The sequence below is a fragment of the Bordetella avium genome (assembly GCF_034424645.1).
GTDB classification, from domain to species: Bacteria; Pseudomonadota; Gammaproteobacteria; order Burkholderiales; family Burkholderiaceae_B; genus Bordetella; species Bordetella avium.
The window spans coordinates 2147309-2163182 of sequence record NZ_CP139969.1 but is presented as its reverse complement, the minus strand read 5'-3'; the positions used below and the strand labels follow the sequence as shown (position 1 = coordinate 2163182).

The following is a 15874-nucleotide window of genomic DNA, read 5'->3' as shown; positions in this document are numbered from 1 at the left end:
CTGTCTGCCCAAGGCGCGCTCAGTTCACTTTCCATGTCATGGCGCATCGGCTGCCGGGCGTAAAGCCATGCTTGGATTCTTCGCTCAGAATCGCAGCTAGTCTCGGGTCAAGCCCGTCGTCGGTCTCGATCTGGAATCCCAGGCGGGCGTAAAACGGAGCGTTCCATGGCAGGTCTATGAATGTCGTGAGCGTGACGCAGCGCAGTCGGTGTGCCCGGGCATAGTGCTGCGCAGCCTCGATAAGCCGCCGCCCCATGCCCTGCCCCTGCATGGCCTGCATGACGGATAGTTCATGGATATGCAGGTCATTTTTGTGGCGCTCGGCGCTGAGAAAACCCACCGGCCGATGAGCGGCATCAAGCGCCAGCCAGCAGGTCGAGCACGCGATGCGCCGCCTGTGCTGCTCAATCGACATGGGAGGAGAGTCCGCCAGCCAACTCAGTGTATCGATCGCGCGGAATGCCTGGGCCGCCGATATCTCGATGGCGGGTAGCAGCGGCGCCTCATGCGCAAGAGCAAGGCGGACGATTCCAGACACGGTCATAGGGCGGTGGCGTAGTCGATGGGCTTGCGAGCCAGGGCGCAGCGTAAGCAAGCGCTCAGGGTGCGAAGGGGGCGGCTCAGCCACTGCTGCGGCCCGTCCTTGACTGACAGGCGGGAGTGTGGCGACAGCCCGCACTCCTCGCCTGCACCCTGGTGCAGGCGAGACAGAATAAGCGCTGGAAGACGGCGCCGGGCTGCCGAGCTTGAGCCTGCGGGTGCTATTGCGCCCGTCCTGCCTCCTCAGGGCAAGACGGGCGAGTCGTGCAAGCGCAGGCGCTCAGCCAGGGCGCTTAGGCATCAGGGAAAGAAACTCGCGGCGCAAAGCCGGGTCTTCGAGGAAGCGGCCGCGCATCACGCTGCTCACCATGCGAGCGCCATCATCTTTGGTGCCTCGCCAGTGCATGCAGTAATGATCGGCTTCCATGACGACGGCAATGCCATCCGGGCCGATTTTTTCTTCGAGCAGGTCGGCAATTTGCTTGACCGCCTCTTCCTGGATTTGCGGCCGGGCCATGACCCAGTTGAGCAGCCGGGCATATTTGGACAGGCCGGGCAGATTCGAATTGGCATTCGGCAGAATGCCAATCCAGGCATGCCCCATGATGGGGCAGAGATGATGCGAGCAGGCGCTTCTTACCCGGAGCGGACCGATCAGTGTTAGCTCGTTCAGATGCCCGACATTCGGGAACTCTGTAATCGGCGGAGGTGGCTCATAACGTCCCGAAAACACTTCTTTGACAAACATTTTCGCCACGCGCTTCGCGGTTTCATGCGTGTTGTGGTCATTGTCGACGTCAATGACCAGGGCCCGCAGGGCGTTCTCGATATGAAGCGCGACTTCCTGTTGCAAACCGTCGGCCTCGCCTTCGCGCAGATGGGCGGCGATATTGTCGTTGGCACGAAAAGACACGCCGGCCTTGCGCAAGCGCTGTCTGATGACCTGTGACAGTGGCGTGCCTTCCCGGGTTTCTGCCGTGATGCCGGGTTGTGAATCGATAAGGGCGCCCATGAGCTACTCCTAAAAAAATGTCGCCGACATGTGCCGTTTTAGCCGCGGCCTTGCTTGATGTCAGAAAGGGACCAACCCTCGTGCTCAACCACGGCGGCCAGTGCATCTTCAAAAAGCGCCGCGGCTTGATTCGCCGCATCGCCAAGATAGTTGTGCAGTCGCGCATCAGCCGGTGAGCGAGCCTGACAGCCATCGCTGTAACGCTCGAACGCTGAAATTTGTAGCAGCAGCTCGGCCAGATGCCGGGGGCATTCGCAGGCCAGTGAGGTGGAATGGGAAGCCAAGCTTACCAGCGTCTCGTTGTCGAACCGGCGTGGTGACCGTAACCGGATCGGATCGCGGGTGGGGGCCGGGCTTGGATGGATGAGGCCCAGATACTCGGAAATGATGTCTTGCGCCTGTAGCAGGGCTTGGGGCGCCCGTTTCAGGTCGAGCTTCTCAATCCGTGCCAGCTTGCTTGCCTGTCGGCTGCCAAAGGCATAGACGACCAGCACTCGGGCGCAATCGGCGCGCCGCGCGGCAGCGGCGATTGCGAATACCGTGTCCTCGTGCAGGGCCTCAACGCGGACGATGAGGCAGTTGCTGGCGTCTCGGTCATTCGGCGCAGGAAAGCTGTCTTCAAGCGTAGTCAATGGGAAGCAGCTAAGACCGTCTGGCAGCTCGGGGAGCGCGTTGAGGTCGAATCCTATGAGGTATAGGTTCAGGCCTCGTGGCTTGTGTCGAGGCGCGGCTTCGGCGCTATTGAGCAATTGCTTAAGCTGATCGAGACCCAGATGCGCGATGGCGCTGATGGTGTGCCCCCGGTCTACCAGTGACTTGATGAGCCTCAGTCTTTGGACATCGGCCTCGGAGTACTGACGCTGGCCGGATGCGCTAGTGGGCGGGGACACCACGCCGTAGCGTTGCTCCCAGATGCGCAGGGTGGCCGCCGGCATATCGGCGAGTTTTGCCGCCTCGCCGCTGCGATAGCGTCGAACTGAATTCACAACGTCCTCCATGCTGAGCGGGCCATGTCGAAAAAGCGATTGTCGGCGCAATATTAACTCAAATATTTGTGTGAGTTAATAAAAATGACTCATAAAAAGGAGGAAAACTCAGATGAGTTGAAATATAAACTCAAAAAAGGGCTGGCGACAGCGTGAGGCACCTGGGCGGTACGCGGCTTTCTACCGCAGGGAGCGCAGTGGCCATGCTGCTTCCCTGCGAGGCCGTCTTGCCGAGTTTGGCGAGGGGGATTGCTACGCGGACGCGAGCATGCTGGGCCGCCAGGGCGTTTGCCCCGGGTCTGGCATGAGGGCTATGCTATATTTTGACCTAGGACAAATGCGGATGCTGGCGCTTTAGGCGTTCCCAGTGCTTTACCGCAGCAAGGTCTTCCCATGAGTTCAGCGTATTCGCCCTTCATGACACAACCTCTGCACGATTTGCATAACCGCTGGCCTCAGGCCGCGTCGGTGGACGACTTCCGTCACAATCTCGCGGCGGTGCAGGCGCGCATCGATGCCGCCTGCGCCCGCGTTGGGCGTAAGCCATCCGAGGTGCGTTTGCTGCCGGTCAGCAAAACCAAGCCTGAAGCCAGTTTGCGTCTGGCTTACGCTGCCGGCTGCCGCATGTTTGGCGAGAACAAAGTGCAGGAAGCCTATGGCAAGTGGGAGGGCATGCAAGATCTGCCTGATCTGGGCTGGTCGGTGATCGGCCACTTGCAAACCAATAAAGCCAAGCTGGTCGCGCGTTTCGCTGCGGAGTTCCAGGCCTTGGACAGCTTGCGGCTGGCCGAGGCGCTGGAGCGTCGTTTGCAAGCCGAGGGCCGCGCGCTCGATGTGTTTGTGCAGGTCAATACTTCCGGCGAGCCGAGCAAATATGGTTTGGCGCCGGCCGAGGTGGCGGGGTTTCTGCGGCAATTGAGCGCCTTCAGCGCGCTGCGCGTGCGCGGCTTGATGACCTTGGCGCTGTTTTCCGCCGAGGGGGAGCGGGTGCGGCAATGTTTTATGCAGTTGCGCGCTTTGCGCGAGCGGCTGCGTCAGCAGGCGCCTGGCGCCGTCAGCCTCGATGAGTTGTCCATGGGTATGTCGGGAGACTTTGAGATCGCCATCGAGGAAGGCGCTACCGTCGTGCGGGTGGGGCAGGCCATTTTCGGCGCCCGGGCCACGCCTGACGATTATTATTGGCCGGTCACGCCGCCGCAGGCGGATGACGGGCAAGCTTGAGCTGCCAGGGCATACACAGGACAGGGTCATGAGTTCCGGACAGGGATATGTCGCCAGCGGGCGGCCGTTGTTGTTTGATGTGGTGTCGGTGCAATCGCAGGTGGTTTATGGCCACGTCGGCAATAACGTGGCTGCTCCGGCCCTGCGCGCGCATGGTTTGCATCCGGGTATCGTGCCCACGGTGCTGCTGAGCAATACCCCGCACTATCCGACGCTGCATGGCGGCGCCTTGCCCCTGTCCTGGTTCGAGGGTTATTTGCAGGATTTGCAGGCCCGCGGGGCCCTACAGGCGCTGCGGGCGATTCTGGTCGGTTATCTGGGCAGCGCCGAGCAGGCTCGGGTTTTGGGGCGTTGGATTGCACGGATACGTGAAGTGCATCCTCAAGTGCTGGTCATTGTTGATCCCGTCATGGGTGACGATGATCATGGTTTGTATGTGACCGAAGGGCTGGCCGAAGCCAGCCGCGAGTGCCTGGTACCCCAGGCCCATGGCCTGACTCCGAACAGTTTCGAGCTTGGCTTGTTGACCGGTTGCGAGGTGGGCCGCGTGGATCAGGCCGTGGCGGCGGCTCGCCGCTTGTTGGCTCAGGGTTTGCGCTGGGTCGTGGTGACCAGTGCCGCGCAGCAGGACTGTCCGCCAGGTCAGGTGCAGCTTTTGGCCGTCACCGCCAGCCAGGCGCATCTCTTACGGCATCAGCGGGTGGATACGGCGCCCAAGGGCACCGGTGATCTGTTTTGCGCTGAATTGACGGCGCACCTGTTGGCTGGCGCCAGTCTGGAGCGGGCCGTCGAAGCAAGCAGCCGTTATCTGGTGCAGGCCCTGGCTTGTACCCGTCTGGCCGATAGCGCAGAACTGCTCATGCCGAGCCGCGATCCGGCCCAAGCCCAGGCTGTGCAGTGGATTCCGTTGGAGAATTGACGCGCCGTGTTCACGAGGCCTCATTGAGCAGGCCGCGTGCGGCAAGGCTGCGATGTAAATCTCTGGCCAGTTGTTCGCATTGCGCAGGCAGCAGCGTAGACAGCGTGATGCGCAAACCCTGTACCGGCGCTTGCACAGAGAACGCCTGCCCGTGGCGCAGCAGCCAACCCTGGCGGGCCAGGTCCTGGGCGACGTCCAGGTCTTGTGCCGGCAAGGGGACCCACAGGTTAAGGCCATCACCATGGGCGAGAAAGCTAATGCCTTGATTGCGCAAGGCGGCTTCAAGCGTTTGCCGCCGTTGCTGATAGTCGGCGCGCGCCGCGCTCAATTGGCGGATGCTTTCGGGATGTGTGAGGGCGGTTTCTGCCATGTCTTGTAGCAGATGGCTGACCCAGTTGGTCCCGCTGGCCAGGCGCAGCCGTAATTGCGCCGAGGTGGACGGATCGCTGGCGATGGCCGCCATGCGAAGGTCCGGGCCGAGCGCCTTGCTGAAAGAGCGTACCAGGGCCCAGCGGCCGGCCCGGCGTGGCAGCGCCGAGTAATAGGGGGATCGTGAGAGTAGTGCGAAGTGGTCGTCGATGATGAGCAGTACATCGGGATGGCGAGCGAGCAGCCGCGACACTTCACGGGCGCGTGACTCACTCATGCTGCAAGCGGTGGGGTTGTGGGCGCGCGGCGTGAGGATGACCGCCCGGGCGCCTTTGGCCAGCGCAGTTTGCAGCGCACTCGTGGCCATGCCTTGACGATCGACCGGCACGCTTAGCGCTTGAAGTCCGAGCGTACGCAAGGTGTTGATGCTGCTCAGAAAACAGGGGTTTTCAACGGCGACTTTGTCGCCAGCCACCAGGTAGGCGCCGAGCAGGCGCTCTATGGCGTCGACGGCGCCGTGAGCGAGGTCTATCTCGAAGTCGGGCGGACAGTCGGGGCTAAACCAGGTTTGAAGATAGTCACGCAGTCCGGGGTTGAGTGTGGCCTCCCCATAGAGGCGCGGCCGGTAAGCGGGCAGGGCGGCACGCGGGTCGGGCAGCCAGCAGGGATTGGGGTTGCCGCTGGCCAGATCGATGAGGGGGGAATCGGCCTGCGCGCCCTCTTGTTCGCCAGCGCTGCGGGCATCACGAATCAGCGTGCCCAGACGCCCCTGGGTCTGGGCGAGCCCGGCCAGGACCAGGCGCCGATAGGCTGCCGCCACGGTGTTGCGATTGACGCCGAGTGTGGCGGCCAGTTCGCGTACAGGGGGCAGAGAGGCGCCTGCTGGTAATCGACCGCTATGCGCCAGAGTGCGCACACAATCGAAGATCTCCGCTACGGTCTTGCCATGAAATGTCATATCGGCCCGGGCTTGTGGGTAACGCTTGGCAGGCCCGCGGCAGGGCGGGACCGTCAGCCGTGATTCTGCCATAGCGGCTTTTTTTATCGGCCAGCTCTGCGGCGTAGACGTTTTGCGCAGCACTTGCCCATCCGCTGATGCGATTCGAAAACCGCGAAAACCCCCAAGCCGCCGCTGCTTTCGCTTGTCTGTATTTCAGGCATGCAGATCGTATGAAGCCCAGAAGCGCTGATGCGGCCGCGATCGTTTGGCTCGCCGAGTATGAATAGCGGGTTCGGGTGGCGGTATCTGCCGCTCCTGGCCGCTGGCGCCGATCAGGCCTCGACTATTCAGGCCGGTTTTGAGGAAAAAGGATAGGTTTTAACAATATAATCATAAACATTGTTGGCTAATCAAAAATGGTAAAGCGCCTTCACTTCAGGCTGGACATCTTGGCGCTGGAAGGTGTCTTCAAGAAGGGGCGGGATGATTTGTCTCTCCGGGAAACGCTGGACAGAGCGCAGGTTCACCGCGAGCATCCCAAGGGCGCTTCTAAAGGCAGAACGGCAAATCGCCGCGCGCACGGGTAAGAGCGCTGCCGCGCTTGCCAGGCGCGCATCGTGTCCCCGATCCCATGAGTGCGCTGAGCACAAGTCCGAGCGGCTGAGTGTTGAATGCGCGCATGGCGACGCGGTTAGTTTTGTCTCCACGCTTGATGGCGTGACTCCCTATCTTTCTTGGCTCTCTTTCCGGACAGGCTATGCAGCGGTGTACCGGTATGGTGTGCTGAGAACCCAGTTGAAAGCAGGCGAACGCCTGCACGGCCCGCCGGTCCATGGCTTGTTGCTTGGGCCATCGTTGCACTCATCGCCTATCTGGTGCTGGCCCGGTAAGGATTGAATAAGAATGAAGTTTGAAGTTGAACGCCTGCTGGCGATGATTGAATACGCCAAGCAAACAGTCTTGATCAAAAAGACTCCGGCCCAGAACATAGCGCAGCACAAAGCGTTTGCGAGGCTCGAGGATCAGATCCTGGGGCTGCCCGGGGTCTCTTTCAATATGGCCTCGACCGACGATGACGACGAGCCCTGGCTCAGGGTCGAGCGTTTGCATGAGAGCATGCCGCCCATGCCGGCCAATCCGCATCTGGCGGCCTGGGTCGAGTTGGCGCGCAACCCCCTCACGGAGCCGGTGTTGAAGGCCGGGCTGGATGAGCAATACTTGATCGAGCAGGGGCTGCGCGAGCCGCCTGCGGCGCTTGTGCTGGCGGTGGAATCCACAGCGATCGCCAAGGCGGCGCCCAAGGCGCCGATCACGCTGGCGGAGTATGAGGATTGGCTGCAGGCCCAGGGTGAGCCGAGTCTGGCGGCCATGCTCAAGCAGTACCTCGCGGATGAGTGGCGAGCCTGGGCCAGGCAGGAAAAGGAAGTCCGCAAGAGCATCGCGCTTTACAAAGATATGTTCATGCTGTCGCAGACCCTGCAGGGGAATCTGCTCGATGCCTCGCTGGAGCTGGTGTGGGGCATAGGCATGGCGGTGCAGAAGCAGGATAGCGCCACGATTACCTATCCGCTGATCACCAAGGCGGTTGAGCTGAGCCTGGACGATCGTACGATGGCGCTGGAGGTCCGCCCTTGCGCTTCGGACCCGCGCCTGGAGTTGGAGCTGTTCGCCGCTCTGGACAACCCTGGCGTCGCGGCGTTGGAAGAGGTGGCCAAGGCCTATCTGACCGAAGGGGTCTTTATCCATCCGGGCAGTCCGGAAACCTTTGACGGTTTGCTGCGTTCTGCAACATCGATGTTGGATGCGACGGGTGCCTATCAGCCCGACTTGCCCGAAGCGCCCACTGACAGAAAGCTGCCGAAAGCCGGCCCGACTCTGGCGGTCACCGACACCTGGGCGCTCGTCGCCCGGCCGCGCGCCGCTAACCTGATGGTTCAGGATTTGAGCCGCTTTGCCAGAGTCTTGGAGAATGCGTCGGCGCCCCAAGCGCTGCCGGGAGCGTTGCGAGCGCTGTTCGTCGAACCTTCGAGCGAGCTAGAGGATGTCGAATTGCCCGCCTATCGCGGCCTGGCCGCTGTGTCGGGAAGCGGCGGGGAGGCCGGCCGCCGCCAGCCTGCTGAACTTTATTTTCCCAAGGCCTATAACGATGAGCAGGTGCAGATCGTGCAAATGCTCGACGTGCATGATGGCGTTGTCGTTCAGGGCCCGCCGGGTACGGGCAAGACGCACACCATTGCCAACGTCATTTGCCATTACCTGGCTTGCGGCAAGCGGGTGTTGGTGACCTCTATGAAGGACCCGGCGCTGGCCGTGCTTCAGGAGAAGCTGCCCGAGGCGATCCGGCCGCTGGCGATCAGCCTGCTCGCCAGCGAGGCCGATGGCATGCGCCAGTTTGATTCTGCGATCAGCAAAATCGCTGCCGAGGTCACTCGCATTGACCGGCATCAGTACAGGCAAGACATCGAAACCTATGACCGGGAAATCGATGCGACGCATGAGCGCCTGTCACGTATCGACCGTGATATTGCCAAATGGGCCCGTATCAATCTGGAAAAGCTCGATCTGGACGGGCAGTTGCTCAGTCCGCTCGAGGTGGCAGAGGAAGTGGCCAGATTCGGCGCGCAGGCAGATTGGTTTCCGGATGCGCTCACCATCGAGCCTGCTTGCGCGCCGGTGTTTGGCAACGATCTGGTGGCGGCGCTGCGTTCCGCCCGTTTGCGCTTAGGGAGCGATATTGGATACCTGGGGGCGCAGTTGGCCGATGAGGCCGCGTTTCCGGCGCCGGCGCGCTTGTATCAGGCCAATCAGGATCTGCGTTTGTACGCCGAATTAAAGGCCAAGGAAGCGGCAGGGGAGGTGCCCGCGCTGAGTGCCGGCTACAACATCGCTTTGGCGGAGACGACGCTCGGGCAACTGGGTGCTTTGCACCAGCGGTTGCGCGATATCGAGGACGAGTGCACACCCTGGGCCAAGGATCTTCAGACTTACCTGCGTAAACACCCGCGCAGCGACATGTTGGATCTGTTCATAAGCCTTCGCACCGACGTGCTGGCCGCTATCAGCGCGCACAAACAGTTTTTGATCCGGCCGGTTGCCTGCCCGGATGGGATGGAGGTCAATGTCGAGCTGTGCAAGGCCGTTGAGAACCTGGCGGCGGGCCGCAAAGCGTTTGGTCTGGCGGGTATGTTCGGCAAATCGGAAGAAAAGCGCCAGCTCGATGCTGTGACGGTGCTTGGCAGCAAACCCGGCAGCGAACAGGACTGGGTGTTGGTGAGGGCCCATCTGGCACACCTTACAGCGGTCAGAAAACTGCTGAGTCGCTGGAATACCCTGGCCCAGGAAATCCCATTGCCAAGCTGCAATCAGTTGGGCGGGATGGAGCGAGCGCTCGCGCTGATTGATAAGCTGCAAGAAAGCCGCGCCTTGGAGCGCAGCCTGATTGATGCCTTGCAGACGCTCATCCCCACCTGGGATAAGGCGGGCCAGCAGCCTTTGGCTTCGGACATGATCACAGAGGCCAGCGGCATTCTGCGGCAGCATTTGCTCAAGCACCGTCTCTCCGATGCCGCAAAGATCAAGGAAGCTCTGATCCAGGCGCTGGATGCTTGCACTGGCGAGGTGTCCGGGAGATTGCGTGATTTTGTGAATACGGAGTTCGGCTCGGCCACGCTGACGGATGCTGTGATGCAGCAGCGCTGGAGCGATCTGATGGCGCAGTTGCATCGAGCGCATGCTTTGGCGCAAGACCTGACGATGATTGCCGAGGCTACGGCCAAGATCGAGCAATGCGGCGCGCCACAGTGGGCCGCCAGGCTGCGTACCGAACCCGCAGCACCGACGCATGATGCGCTGCTGCCGGATGACTGGGCTGCCGTATGGCGTGTGCGCCGTCTGGCGAATTTCATTGAAAAGACGGATGGCCGTGCCGAACTCAAGCGTCTGAGCCTCTTGCGTGGCGAGCTGGAAAAAGACCTGTCCGCCCGCTACCAGCAGGCGGTCAGCGCCCGTACCTGGCTCAAGCTGACAGAGAGCGCGACGCCCGATGTGCGTTCGGCCCTAGAGGCCTACCGCAACGCAATCAAGAAGATCGGCAAAACCGGCACTGGGGTGCGCGCCGGGCGTTTCCGGCAGGATGCGCGTAACGCGGCCGCAGGGGCCAATAAGGCCATTCCTTGCTGGATCATGCCGCATTACCGTGTGTCGGAATCCTTGCCGGCGATTTTCGGTGATTTTGACCTGGTGATTATTGATGAGGCCTCCCAGTCTGACCTGAGCGCGCTGCCCGCTATCATGCGGGCCAAGAAGATTTTGGTGGTGGGCGACGACAAGCAGGTGTCGCCGGAAGGCGTCGGGCTGGAAGAGAGCAAAATCAAGGCGCTGCTTGAGCGTTTCCTGAGCAATCAGGTGAGAATTTTCGCTCCGCAAATGACACCGGATCGCTCGATCTATGACCTCTTTAAAGTGGTGTTTTCCAGCAGCGCGGTCATGTTGCGCGAGCATTTTCGCAGCGTAGCGCCTATCATCGAGTACTCCAAACGCGAGTTCTATGGCCACGAGTTGCGCCCTTTGCGCATGCCCACGCGGTCTGAGCGCTTGGACCCGCCTTTGATCGATGTCTATGTCGAGGACGGCGTCAAGCGGGGCGAGCTGAATGTGGCCGAAGCCAATTTCATCGTGGCCGAGATCAAGGCCATCGTCGCCAACCCGCAATTGGCCGGACGCACTATCGGCGTTGTCTCGCTCATCGGTAACAAACAGGCCCTGCATATCATGCAGCGCCTGACGGAGGAGCTGGGCGAAGAGGTGGTCACTCAGTATCAGATTACCTGCGGAGATGCGCGAAACTTCCAGGGCAAAGAACGCGACATCATGTTCCTGTCGATGATTGTCTCGCCCGATGATGCTCATCCTCAGACGCAGGTGGGCGCAGAGCAGCGCTTCAATGTGGCGGCCTCGCGGGCCCGCGACCGGATGTACCTGGTGCGCAGTGTGGAGCTGGACGATTTGCGGCCATCGGATGTGCTGCGGGCGCGGCTGATTCAGCACTTCCAGGCGCCATTTCTGCAAAACGAGCAGGACCTGGCCTCCCATCGTGAAAAATGCGAATCGGGCTTTGAACGCGAGGTTTACGACTTGCTCACTGAAAAGGGCTATCGCGTCATTCCTCAGGTGCCAGTGGGGGCTTATCGCATCGATATGGTGGTTGAGGGGGACAACGACAGCCGTCTGGCTATCGAGTGTGACGGTGACCGCTACCACGGCCCCGAGCAATGGGAGAGCGATATGCGCCGTCAACGCATTCTCGAGCGGGCGGGCTGGACGTTCTGGCGCTCGTTCGCCTCGACGTTCGTGAGGCATCGCGATGAGGTCGTTGCGGACCTGCTCGACACCCTGGCCCGTTTGGAGATTCACCCCAGTTGTGGCGATGGCGTCGTGCGCAGCATCCATACGGATCACCGTGTGGTTCAGGGGATGGCGGAACAAGGCGTTGAGCCTGGCACAGACGGTGATGCCGAGTTTGATGAGGCCTTGGCTTTACTGTCGGCTTGAGCTGTCCGCTATCCGCTGGTACGGCTCCCCCTGCGTTTCTGGCAGGGGGAGCCGCCCGCGTTTCACGCAAGGGCAGGTTTTCAGATCGCGGTTTGCGTGCGTATTGTGCCGTCGCACATCACGATGGTGAGCCGGTCGTTCCACCATTCGACCAGAAAGATCTCCTGTAGCTCCGATAGGCCGGCTTGCTGCAAATGCTGACGCAGCCAGTCATCGGATCTGTGTAGGTTCTTCAGCAGCTCTGAAAAGATCACTCCGTTCATGAGGATGATGGAGGCTGGCCGCGGACGGGCGTTTTCTTTCTCGACGATGGTGAGCTGCCCGCCCGGCTCGATCTGTAGGAAATCCACATTGGAGAACGAGAAATGACCGCTACTGCGCAACAGGCTGGCGATGCTGGGCAGGTCTATCTTGTTGCGTTTGTTGTTGATGACATCGACGCAGAACTTGCTGTCGGCAATCAGGGTGATGGGACTGCCCACAGCGAAGGCGCGGAAGAAATTCGTTTTGGCGATCAGATAGTTGAATAAATCGATGAGGCCGATGCCGATCAGCAGGCAAACGATATAGGTCACAAAAGAGATATCGCCGTTGTAGATGATGCCGCCGACAACGCCGCCCAGAATAAAATTGCCGACGAGGTCGATGGCGTTCATCTGCGAGAGTTTGGTTTTGCCGGTCAGGTTCATGTTGGTGACGATGATCAGCAGCCCCACCAGCAGCTTGAGCGCCAGAAAGAGATAATGTCCCAGCGAGTCAAAGGCATCGAACCAGTTCATGTGAGTCCTCAGGTTTGGGGGAGGCAATCAGGAACGCGCTTGCCTATGCTATCCACAAATGAACGAGGGCGCCCAGGATGAGCATTCACCCTGGGCTGGATGGTGAGATGGGCCATTTGCCGCGCAGACCGTCGGACGCAGATCGGCTTTGCTCTGGCGGCGCAGCGCAGGCTCCCCTTACCCGCGTTGTGGCGAGGGTGTCAGGCAGGGCGGGTGTGCGGTTTCTGCAAGAGCCAGTCGAGGACCTCGTCGCACAGATCGGGGATGTCGTGATAGGCGTCGGGCAGCAGCGAAACGTCGGCATGGGGTGCGAGTTTTCGCATGCGGCGCGCCGCTTGCGGGGCATTGATCAAGGCGTCCCTGCGGCCAAGAATGAGCCGCACAGGCATGCGCAGAGCCGCAAGCTGCCCGTCGCTAAGGCGCGGGATGCGCAAGGAGCGCGGCAACACCTCCTGGCGGATCAGGGTTAGCAAATTCAACAGCGGCCGCGCCTCATCGGGCGGCGGCGTGGTGCGCGGCCCGATGACCTTGGTCAGCAGCCTGTCGCGGCCCCAGCGGCCCAGCATGAGATAGGGCAGCGCCTTTAGAAAAAAAGCGCGCTGGCGGCCGATGCCGCAGGGGCTGATCAGTACTAGGCTGTCTACGCGGTCCGGGCGTCGCGCTGCGTAGTCTAGGCCAAGAAAGCCTCCTAGCGAGAGGCCTACGAAGTTGGCCGAGGCAAGCTGGAGCGCATCGAGCACATCATCCAGCCAGCGCGCCCAGGCATCCCCGGTGAGCGGGAGTTGCGTTTGCGCGCTCAGGCCGGGCTCGCCGACAAGGTCCACGACGTGGACCCGAAAGCGGCTTGACCATGTTCTGGCGTCAAACATCCAGCTCGCCGCATTACTGAGCGCGCCGTGCAGCAGGACAAGCGGTGGGGCGTCGAGCGGCCCGCAGCTGAGTACAAAGGTCGGGCCGGCGCAGGTGGGCAGATAGCGGCGCGTATTGGGTGTGGGCCAGTCAGCCAGCACGGCGCGATAAGCGCCCAACACCCGCTGGGTGGGCAAACCGGGAATGCGGCGGCTCATGACGGCGCCCTGTCATAAATCAGATGTTGAATGCCGGACAGCAGGGCGGCGGTGTCGGCGAGGCTGGCCTGCACGATGAGCTTGAGTTCGCCGCGCACCGGGTCCCAGGCGCTGTCGACACGCACCGGATCGTCGCCCGGCGCGCGCGCCGCCAGACGGGCGTGCAGGGATTGCGTGAGCGCTTGGGCGTATTCGGCGGTGCAGCCGGGCAGGTCCACGATACTGGTTACCCTTGGCGTGGCCGGGCCAGGGGTCTTGCCCAGAAAGGTATCGAGGTCATCGCCGGCGATGCGATAGGATTTGCCGATCCGTGTCGCCTTTAGGCGTTTTTCACGGATGTAGCGCAGCAGGGTTTTGGGATGAACGGCCAGACGCTGCGCGGCCTGTTCTACCGAGATAATCTCGCGGGTCATGAAGTTTCTTGGGTTAATTGCGCCGATTTATACCATAAACATGGCTTATAAAGAGCGATAAGGAGTACTAAGCACGCCGATCAGCGAGGCGCTGGCCCGTGCATCCCTTCAGGTTCGCGCGCTAGGCGGGGGCGGCAGGTCTCTCACCCCCATCGCTGCGGCTGGACCCTAATTGAGCAGGAGAGACGCTTAAGCGCTGGGTCCTGAACGCCGGGTATTTCTCAGCAGCCATAGCGCAAGCACAATGCTGACCGCACCGACGCCAGGCAGTCCGGCGAGCCAGCCTGCCTGAATAGCCAGGCCACCTGCGATGGCGCCGGCGGCCATGCCGAGCTGCAGAATGGACGAATAAAAGCTGAAGACGATGCTGGTGGATTGCGGGGCCAGGACGATGAGGCGCAGTTGTAGCGCAGGTCCGGACGACCAGGCGGCAATAGACCAGAGGATGAGCAGTGCGCACACCATCCCAGCGGTTTGCCCGAAGCACAGAAAACCCAGCAGCGTGAAGACATGGGCAATCAGGCCGCCGGTCAGTGTGGCGGCATAACCCGAGCGGTCGGCTACTCGGCCTCCCAGCTTGGAGCCCAGGATGCTGGCCAGGCCGCAGACCAGCAACATGATGCTGATCTGGCCATCCGTCATGTGCGTGATCCGTAGCAGGAAGGGGGAGATGTAGGAGTAGATGATGGAGAAAGCGCTGATCCAGAAAAACGTGATCAGGTAAATGCTTGAAACCTGCCGGTTTTTCAGCAGTTTGAGTTGTTGCGACAGCGGCATGGCTGCCTCGCCTTGGGTGGCCGGAATCGTGAAAGCCACCAAGACCAGCGATAGCAGCGTGAGCGCGCCTATTCCCCCAAATACCCAGCGCCAATCCGCCGTCGTGGAAACAAGCCGGCCCAGCGGCACGCCCACCACCAGGGCCGCACTAAAGCCGATGACGACCATCGCGATGGCGTTCCCCTTTTTGCCAGAGGGGGCGAGTGCGGCTGCCAAGGTCAGCAAGAGCACTTCCATCACGCCGCCGCTTAGCCCGCTGGCTGCCCGGGCGACGTTTAGCCATGTGTAGTGTGTCAGGCCCACCGTCGCCAGATTGACGAGGGCGAACACCAGCATGGCGCAGATCAGCACTTTCTTGCGGTCCGCCTGCGCCGTCATGGTGATGAGAACGGGTGTGCCGACCGCGAACGCGATGGAAAAAACGGTGATCAATTGTCCCACGACGGCAACCGGCAATTGCAGGTCGAGCGCGATCTGATCCAGGATGCCGGCGACGATGTATTCGGCCGTGCCGATCAGAAAACTGATGAAGGACAGTAGATAGATTTTTACTGAGTTCTGCATGGAAAGAAACGGCAAACTGCGGCATCGCCGATGGGCTGGCGCATTGTGTCGGCCTAAGGCCGAGAGGATATTAGGGCAGTCGGATTACAGCGAACGGATTGTGTCGGCGAGGTCGCGGCTAGCGCCGGGCGTCCGTTTGAAGTAGGTGAATTTGCCGATGCGCTGAGCCGTCAGGAAGCCGGCCTGTTCGAGCAGCTTCAAATGGCTGGACGCGGTGGGAGGCGATATGCCCAGGGCTTGGGCAAGATACAGACCACACACACCCGCTGCTTGGTCGTAGCAGCCCGGCCCGAAATGCCGACCCGGTTCAGCCAGCAGTTCCAGAATTTTCAGCCGTTTGGGGTTGGCCAGGGCGGTGAGTTTGGCAAGCAGCGCAGTCATAGTTAGAAGATTAGCAAATAAGCTAATTGTTTGCAGATAGCGCAGGCTGCGATGCGGGGCCGCTCGCGGCATGCAGCGCTTCGATGTGCCCTGGTCTCAATGCGTGCCGACGCTCCTTTTTTCCAGGAAGAGCAGCCAAAGACGCTGCGCCTTCTCCGAAGGGGTCGTATTGCATGACCTGCTCCTGGGGTTGCGCCGAGCCGGTGGCGCGCTTAAGAGCAAGCCGGGGCAGGCGGGTAAAATACAGCCCTTCGCCGGGCTTGCTGACGGAATTCGCGCCTGCCCGGCCTCTGGCCTGCGTCCCGCCGGCAGTCTCGCCGCCTAAGCGAGGGCGCGCCGCGACTGTTCATACCCCC

12 protein-coding genes are annotated in these 15874 nt (G+C 61.3%); 3 read left to right on the top strand and 9 right to left on the bottom strand.

Features of this window, described 5'->3' with window-relative positions; translation table 11 throughout:
- Positions 1 to 19: 19 nt before the first annotated feature.
- The 3 genes from U0029_RS10070 to U0029_RS10060 all read right to left on the bottom strand — a co-directional run bounded on the left by U0029_RS10070 (position 20) and on the right by U0029_RS10060 (position 2538).
- Positions 20 to 544 (bottom strand): GNAT family N-acetyltransferase, encoded by a 525-nt coding sequence (locus U0029_RS10070; protein ID WP_012417269.1) that lies wholly within the window; start codon positions 542 to 544, stop codon positions 20 to 22.
- Positions 545 to 820: 276 nt separating this feature from the next.
- Positions 821 to 1552 (bottom strand): GTP cyclohydrolase I, encoded by a 732-nt coding sequence (gene folE, locus U0029_RS10065; protein WP_012417270.1) that lies wholly within the window; start codon positions 1550 to 1552, stop codon positions 821 to 823.
- Between the two features lie 38 nt (positions 1553 to 1590).
- A complete protein-coding gene (locus U0029_RS10060; protein WP_162790381.1) occupies positions 1591 to 2538 on the bottom strand; it encodes a MerR family transcriptional regulator in 948 nt (315 codons plus the stop codon).
- 393 nt (positions 2539 to 2931) lie between these two features.
- Here U0029_RS10060 and U0029_RS10055 point away from each other — a divergent pair, with 393 nt between their 5' ends.
- Both U0029_RS10055 and pdxK read left to right on the top strand, forming a co-directional pair.
- Entirely contained in the window at positions 2932 to 3759 is an 828-nt protein-coding gene (locus tag U0029_RS10055) for a YggS family pyridoxal phosphate-dependent enzyme (protein WP_012417272.1), read from the top strand.
- A 28-nt stretch (positions 3760 to 3787) separates the two neighbouring features.
- Entirely contained in the window at positions 3788 to 4678 is an 891-nt protein-coding gene (gene pdxK / locus U0029_RS10050) for a pyridoxine/pyridoxal/pyridoxamine kinase (protein WP_012417273.1), read from the top strand.
- A 10-nt stretch (positions 4679 to 4688) separates the two neighbouring features.
- Here pdxK and ptsJ read toward each other — a convergent pair whose 3' ends face one another.
- Positions 4689 to 6005: a MocR-like B6 salvage transcription factor PtsJ gene (gene ptsJ, locus U0029_RS10045; protein ID WP_012417274.1), complete on the bottom strand. Its 1317-nt coding sequence runs from the start codon at positions 6003 to 6005 to the stop codon at positions 4689 to 4691.
- A gap of 885 nt (positions 6006 to 6890) precedes the next feature.
- On the opposite strand from ptsJ, the gene U0029_RS10040 reads away from it, so the two are divergent.
- A complete protein-coding gene (locus tag U0029_RS10040) occupies positions 6891 to 11537 on the top strand; it encodes an AAA domain-containing protein (RefSeq protein WP_114852601.1) in 4647 nt (1548 codons plus the stop codon).
- An 80-nt stretch (positions 11538 to 11617) separates the two neighbouring features.
- Here the strand turns inward: U0029_RS10040 and U0029_RS10035 are convergent, their stop codons facing one another.
- The 5 genes from U0029_RS10035 to U0029_RS10015 form a co-directional block, all read right to left on the bottom strand.
- The gene (locus U0029_RS10035; RefSeq protein WP_114852600.1) at positions 11618 to 12316 is read right to left on the bottom strand and encodes a DUF421 domain-containing protein; all 699 of its coding nucleotides are present in this window, start codon (positions 12314 to 12316) and stop codon (positions 11618 to 11620) included.
- Between the two features lie 200 nt (positions 12317 to 12516).
- Positions 12517 to 13383: an alpha/beta fold hydrolase gene (locus tag U0029_RS10030; RefSeq protein WP_012417277.1), complete on the bottom strand. Its 867-nt coding sequence runs from the start codon at positions 13381 to 13383 to the stop codon at positions 12517 to 12519.
- On the bottom strand, positions 13380 to 13796 hold the full coding sequence (locus U0029_RS10025; protein WP_012417278.1) for a helix-turn-helix domain-containing protein: 417 nt from the start codon (positions 13794 to 13796) through the stop codon (positions 13380 to 13382). The genes U0029_RS10030 and U0029_RS10025 overlap by 4 nt, the downstream gene beginning before the upstream one ends.
- Positions 13797 to 13985: 189 nt before the next feature.
- Positions 13986 to 15137, bottom strand: a complete 1152-nt coding sequence (locus tag U0029_RS10020; protein WP_236824220.1) for an MFS transporter — start codon at positions 15135 to 15137, stop codon at positions 13986 to 13988.
- Positions 15138 to 15221: 84 nt separating this feature from the next.
- Positions 15222 to 15518: an ArsR/SmtB family transcription factor gene (locus tag U0029_RS10015; RefSeq protein ID WP_039052007.1), complete on the bottom strand. Its 297-nt coding sequence runs from the start codon at positions 15516 to 15518 to the stop codon at positions 15222 to 15224.
- Positions 15519 to 15874: the final 356 nt, after the last annotated feature.

Coding starts and splice junctions, on each gene's coding strand:
- U0029_RS10070 (WP_012417269.1), bottom strand. CDS start 544: ATGACCGTGTCTGGAATCGTCCGCCTTGCTCTTGCGCATGAGGCGCCG.
- folE (WP_012417270.1), bottom strand. CDS start 1,552: ATGGGCGCCCTTATCGATTCACAACCCGGCATCACGGCAGAAACCCGG.
- U0029_RS10055 (WP_012417272.1), top strand. CDS start 2,932: ATGAGTTCAGCGTATTCGCCCTTCATGACACAACCTCTGCACGATTTG.
- pdxK (WP_012417273.1), top strand. CDS start 3,788: ATGAGTTCCGGACAGGGATATGTCGCCAGCGGGCGGCCGTTGTTGTTT.
- ptsJ (WP_012417274.1), bottom strand. CDS start 6,005: ATGACATTTCATGGCAAGACCGTAGCGGAGATCTTCGATTGTGTGCGC.
- U0029_RS10040 (WP_114852601.1), top strand. CDS start 6,891: ATGAAGTTTGAAGTTGAACGCCTGCTGGCGATGATTGAATACGCCAAG.
- U0029_RS10035 (WP_114852600.1), bottom strand. CDS start 12,316: ATGAACTGGTTCGATGCCTTTGACTCGCTGGGACATTATCTCTTTCTG.
- U0029_RS10030 (WP_012417277.1), bottom strand. CDS start 13,383: ATGAGCCGCCGCATTCCCGGTTTGCCCACCCAGCGGGTGTTGGGCGCT.
- U0029_RS10025 (WP_012417278.1), bottom strand. CDS start 13,796: ATGACCCGCGAGATTATCTCGGTAGAACAGGCCGCGCAGCGTCTGGCC.
- U0029_RS10020 (WP_236824220.1), bottom strand. CDS start 15,137: ATGCAGAACTCAGTAAAAATCTATCTACTGTCCTTCATCAGTTTTCTG.
- U0029_RS10015 (WP_039052007.1), bottom strand. CDS start 15,518: ATGACTGCGCTGCTTGCCAAACTCACCGCCCTGGCCAACCCCAAACGG.